This is a genomic window from Okeania sp. SIO2B9 (assembly GCF_010672505.1).
Taxonomy (GTDB): domain Bacteria; phylum Cyanobacteriota; class Cyanobacteriia; order Cyanobacteriales; family Microcoleaceae; genus Okeania; species Okeania hirsuta.
In genome coordinates this window covers 1-5,927 of sequence record NZ_JAAHGK010000377.1, presented here as the reverse complement: position 1 = coordinate 5,927, position 5,927 = coordinate 1, and the positions used below count along the sequence as shown (strand labels likewise).

Below are 5,927 nucleotides of genomic sequence, written 5' to 3'. Positions count from 1 at the left end.
TAACTTAAATCAAATCCAATCAAAATCAGAGCAATAATTATTAACTACATTGAGAGATATCTAAACACTGTTGAAAATTAACATAATATGATTAGCGATTAAAAAATTCGGGGTAAAATTTATTAAAAAAAGTTTAAATTACAGGGCTATAGGAAATAACTTGTAATTAGTAAAATAGGTATAATTTGCCAATTTACGCTACCCTATATAATCAAAAGTCTACTTATTGACATACTCTCCGGCCTAAAGGCACGGAGATTCTCCTGAAACCAGGATTCTTGGCTCACTGAGTCCACTTAAACTAATTACCTTGCGATACCTAGCCCAGAGATGGTTCTCTCCCCAAGCGTTTGCTCTATTCCAAGAGCCTGTTCCCGTATGCCCTACGGTACAGTTCAAACCTCAAAATTTTTGGTTCTCTGATACTTGTTGCTTAGAGCTTTTCCATGTACAAGCATTCGGTGTACAAAACCCCATAACTCTAATTTTCAAGGTGCAAACGCTACAAGTTAGGTAGCTATAGGTTTTTAGAGCGGTTGAATACCTTTGCGCTTTTTCAATTATAGCATAAAGTCCCCCTAAAAGGGCTTTAAACCCAATTTTTCGGTAACAATCTACTTAGTAATAGTTAGCCAAGAAAGTATGGCATAAATACTCAAATCAGTCTCGAAGACTTAAGGACAAGCGCCAAAATCAGGACAAGATTACCAAGTCTAATTAGCATCAACGATTAAATCAAGAAAACTAACACTTAAGGACAAACAAAAAAATGACTACACCAATCGTTGCCTTACAACAACCAAAAGATATTTCTCTAGGAGAAATAGAAGAAGAATTAAATAAAATTTGGCTTAGTCAAAATGGAGGAAAAGCAGCACCCATTGCTACCAGAGCTGCTACCTTTAGCATGGTAATATACGAACCAGAAGAATTTCAACAATTGCTAGGGGGATTAGGGTTCTACGAAGGCCCCATTGATGGCATTCATGGGCCACAAACCAGGGATGGAATTAGAAATGCACAAAAGACATATCAACTGCCAATCACGGGTAGAGTAGACCCCAACACCCTAGCCAAATTGCGCGAGGAATTTGCCAAACAACCAGAAGACCGACAACAAATCGCAAACATTAATGTTAGAGGATTTAGTCTAGCAGACGCGATCGCAGCTCAAAACCCCTGTCGTATAGTTACTCTGTGCCCAAATATTGGGGAAGAAGATACAGGGGTAACAGCTCAAGTATCTGCCTACTGCCCAATTCAGAAGAAAAGCACCTCAAATCTAGTTTGTAGTGAATATGTAACCCTACGGGGAACAAAATCAGCAATGGAAAGGGTAGGTGAAACGGTAACATCATTAATGATTCCCGATCTACCTAAATTTGTATGGTGGAAAGCAACTCCCAACACAGACCAGGAACTATTTCAGAGTTTGTGTGAGAGCAGTAATTGCATAATTATGGATTCCTGTTACTTTTCCGATCCAGAATCAGAGTTTTTAAAGATGCAGGAGTTGATTGATAATGAAACCTATATTGCCGATCTCAACTGGCACCGTCTTTCAGCTTGGCAAGAGTTAACTGCTGCTACTTTTGACCCTCCCCAACGAAGAGCAGCTTTATGGGAAGTTGATACTATTACACTTGACTATGAAAAAGGAAATGCTGCTCAAGCACTAATGTTTTTAGGTTGGTTTGCTAGTCGTCTTGATTGGAAACCAGTTTCTTATGCAGAAGTGGGTGGTGACTATGATCTTACTCATATAAAATTTCATGGGCAAAATAATCAAGAAATTGTTGCCGAATTAGCAGCTATTCCTACTGCTGACTTTGGTGAGATTCCTGGAGATTTAGTCGGTGTGCGTTTGGGTTCGACTAATCCTAATGCTGATATTAATTGTTGTACAATTTTGTGTTCTGAAACTACTGGTTGTATGCGTTTGGAATCTGGCGGTAAGGCGCAGTCTTGTCTGACGGAGCAGGTAACAGCATTAACTGATCAGAAGGCAGAAGCTTTGATGGCGCAACAGTTACAACGTTGGGGAAGGGATGTTTTATATGAGGAAAGTTTAGAAATGACAGCACAGATACTGAAGTTAAACGGAAAATAGGAGTCAGGAGTCAGGAGTCAGGAGTCAGGAGTAAATTTTTAAAGGAGATTTCAACCCCTCCGCGCACCTTCCGGTTTCTATAAACCGGGGGTTTCAACCCAGATATGCTCAAAGCTGTTAAACGGAAAATAGGTAATGGGTAATGGTTCAACAATTAATAATGAATAATGAATAATTAATAATTAATAATTAATAATTAATAATTACCTCTTCTTTTCAAGGAGAGGATTGACTAAAAGGATAATTTTTTCTTCTCTTGGTCGATTGGATATGGTTAGGAAACCCATCCATCCCACCCTACGGGAAGCTCCGCTTTTTCCTACGGAATGCTTCCCTACAGGATGCTGCGCAAACGCAAACATGTCGCGCAGCGTTAACGGAGTTGTGCGCTAGCAAAACGACCGCTTTTTTCTCCTTTAAAGGAGAGGTTTTAAACCTTAATTATTCGGTAATAGGAGATGAGGAGGAAATTTGTTTAAAAGGAAGGAGCAAACTAATCTGTAGGGACGTTGCATACAACGTCCCTACCTATTTCCTACCCCCTAAGGACGAAAATCATAGCTAAATTCACCAACGCCTGATTTTTTAATTTTGACTGATAACTGATATAGCAGTTTCCGAAGCTATGAGGTACAGTTGTTTTTATTCTTTTCTGTTCCCTGTTCCCTCTCTTGGTGCGCGTTCCCTCTCTTGGTCAGCATTCCGCAAGCGAGCTGGCGTCGTCGCGGGGTCTGACCGCTTGCGTCTGACGCCGACGCGGGGTCGCACCGCTGTTCCCTGTTCCCTCAAACCTAAAATTTTGTACCTCATAACAACGGGAAACGCTGTAACTGATAACTGATAACTGATAACTTTTCTAGAGGAGTGTAATGAATGAGTGAAGTCCGTAACTGGTTGAAAAGTATTCCTGCTCAAGACAAAAAAACTGCTGTTCAAATGAAAGTTGGGGAGTTATTAGAAGCTGGAAATTTTCAACAGTTATATCAATATTTAATAGATTTTGATTTTATTAAGGCTAAAATTGCTGTTGATGACCTACAGGTATTAATAGAAGATTATAACTCAGTATTACACCCTTCAAAACCCTCAGATATAACTGCTCAACAAATAGAGACTTTGAGATTAATTCAAGGAGTATTTCGTCTCTCAGAAGATATTATAAAACAAGATAAAAAACAACTAATAGAACAACTTTGGAGTCGTTTAGTTGGTATTGAAAATCCAGATATTCAAAACTTATTAGATCGGGCAAAAAAAAGTAGAAGAACTGCTTGGTTGCGTCCTTTAGTTCCTACTTTCCCACCCCCCGATACAGAATTAATTCGTACTATCAAAGGTCATACCGCAGTTATCAATGCTGTAGTAGTTACAACGGATAATCAATACATAATTTCCGGTGCTAGAGATAATCAAATTAAAGTTTGGAATCTGGAAACAGGAAAAGAAATATTTACTCTCACTGGTCATAAAAAAGAAGTCACATCATTAGCAGTAACATCTGATGGAAAACTACTTATTTCAGCCTCAGCAGATGAAACAATAAAAATTTGGGATTTAATCGAAAAAAAACCAATAATTACCCTAAATAGACATGATGCACCAGTAACTTCAGTAGTTATTACACCAGACGAAAAAGAATTTATTTCTAGTTCTGATGATGGTACTATTAAAATCTGGAATCTAGAAACAGGGGAACTTCTTCACTCTATTAAAGCTCATAAAGCAGAAGTAAAATCTGTCACCATTACACAGGATGGAAAAAAAATAATTTCAGCTTCCTTTGATAAAACTATCAAAGTTTGGAGTCGAAAAACAAGGAAATTAATTAAGACACTTAAAGGTCATACTGCAGAAGTTGAAGGAGCTGCTGTTACGCCAGATGGAAAACGAATTATTGGGTACGACCTTGATGGAGAATGGGATTTCCTTTTCGGTTGGATTTATGTTTGGGATATAAAAACAGGAGAACAAATATTTCAATTATCTGGTCATGATAGTGTGGTTGAATCTGTAGCAGTAACTCCTGATGGTAAACACTTAGTTTCTGCATCCGGTGATTCAACAATTAAAGTTTGGGATTTAGAAACAGGAAAAGAAATTGCTACTTTTAGAGACCATCGTCGTTATGTAAATGATATTGTCATTACAAGGGATGGTAAACTAGCAATTTCTTGTGGTTCTGAGGCTAGTATAAAAGTTTGGGATTTAACAAAAGTTTGGGAAAAAAATCGAGTAAATTATACTCCTATTGGTCATATAGAAGAGGTCAATGCTGTTGCTATTGCTCCTAATGGTAAATGGGCAATTTCTGCTGGTTGTGACTTTAGATTAAAAGTCTGGGATTTAACAAATTTTTCTGAAGTTTGTACTATAGAAATAGAAGGCTTTGAAGTAGTACATTGTTTTGCAATTACTCCAGATAGTAAACAGATATTTCTTGGTTTTAGCAGTTCAGAACCTAGTACTAAAATCAGAAAAATGAAATGTCGTAATCCCAGAACTCAACAAGAAACATTTGCTTTTTTATCCCCTTTATATTTAGGAAATTTTATGGTAGTAACCCCAGAAGGTGAAGCTCTTATTTCTGGATATTGGGAACACCGTGGAATGAAGATTTGGGATTTAGAATTAAGGCAAGAAGTTGGCTATTTAGGAGGTCATGAAGAGGAGGTATCTTGTATAGCAATAAGTCCTGATGGTAAGTATGTTATTTCAGGTGCTCACGATACAAATGTTATGGTTTGGGATTTAGAAACAGAAGAAAGAGTTTTGGTTTTGACTGGTCATGATGACTTCGTTAATTCTGTTGCAGTGACTCCCGATGGTAAGTATGTTATTTCAGGTTCTTATGATCATGATGTGAGAGTTTGGGAGTTGGAAACAGGTGATAAAGTTGGTGTGTTTAGAGGTCATGAAAGAATTGTATTAGATGTTGTAGGATTAGCAAATAGTCGAGCTATCTCTGCTTCGGAAGATAATACTTTGAAATTGTGGGATTTAACAACTAAAAAGGCGATCGCTACTTTTATCGGAAGTAGTGGGTTCAAACGTTGCGCAGTTGCACCGGATGGGAGAACTATTGTTGCTGGTGATTATTTTGGGAGATTACATTTTTTGTATTTAGAGGGTTAGTGAAGGAAGAAGGTATCCCCCCCAACCCCCCTTTGAAAGGGGGGAGTCAGAGACACGGAGACGCGGGGAGGGGGAGACGCGGAGACGCGGAGAGTCCAGTAGGGTGTGTTAGCGAAGCGTAACGCACCGCAAAGTAGCGTAACGCACCGCAAAGTAGTAGACCGACACAACCAGGACTTACGCAAAGGCACTATATATAGAGCCTTGCTCAGTTACGCTGGCGCTAACGCACCCTACAAAATTTACTAAATTTAAGCCGTCTAACGCACCCTACAAAATTTACTGTTGTTGTTGACTTGCTGCTTCCGACTGAGCAACTGCAGCGGCAAATTCTGGATTTTGTTGTAGCTCTTCTGCAACTTCTCTTGCTTCATGTAAACCGATAGTATTTGACCATTTAGTATGGTTATCCCATTTGATGTTACTGAGGTAGGCATCACTGAGGTCAGCATCACTGAGGTCAGCACTACTAAGGTTGGAACGAATGAGGTAGGCACGACTGAGATAGGCACGACTGAGGTAGGCACCACTGAGGTCGGCACCACTGAGGTTAGCATAAATGAGATTGGCACTACGAAGGTCAGCACGACTGAGATTAGCAGAAATGAGGTCGGCACGACTGAGGTTAGCATAAATGAGGTTGGCACTACTGAGGTCGGCAGCAGTTAGGTAGGCATCAATGAGA

Annotated in this window: 4 protein-coding genes; 2 read left to right on the top strand and 2 right to left on the bottom strand. The window is 39.2% G+C overall.

Translation table 11 applies throughout. The features are described from left to right. Window positions 1-769: 769 nt before the first annotated feature. Window positions 770-2,110 (top strand): glucose-6-phosphate dehydrogenase assembly protein OpcA, encoded by a 1,341-nt coding sequence (gene opcA, locus F6K13_RS14880; protein WP_287287742.1) that lies wholly within the window; start codon window positions 770-772, stop codon window positions 2,108-2,110. 642 nt (window positions 2,111-2,752) lie between these two features. Here opcA and F6K13_RS14875 read toward each other — a convergent pair. Next, entirely contained in the window at window positions 2,753-2,920 is a 168-nt protein-coding gene (locus F6K13_RS14875) for a hypothetical protein (protein ID WP_287287741.1), read from the bottom strand. Window positions 2,921-2,983: 63 nt separating this feature from the next. On the opposite strand from F6K13_RS14875, the gene F6K13_RS14870 reads away from it, so the two are divergent. Next, window positions 2,984-5,242: a WD40 repeat domain-containing protein gene (locus F6K13_RS14870; protein ID WP_287287739.1), complete on the top strand. Its 2,259-nt coding sequence runs from the start codon at window positions 2,984-2,986 to the stop codon at window positions 5,240-5,242. Window positions 5,243-5,521: 279 nt separating this feature from the next. On the opposite strand, the gene F6K13_RS14865 is transcribed toward F6K13_RS14870, so the two are convergent. Continuing rightward, window positions 5,522-5,927: pentapeptide repeat-containing protein (locus tag F6K13_RS14865; protein ID WP_287287737.1), on the bottom strand; the 406-nt coding region annotated here is incomplete at its 5' end.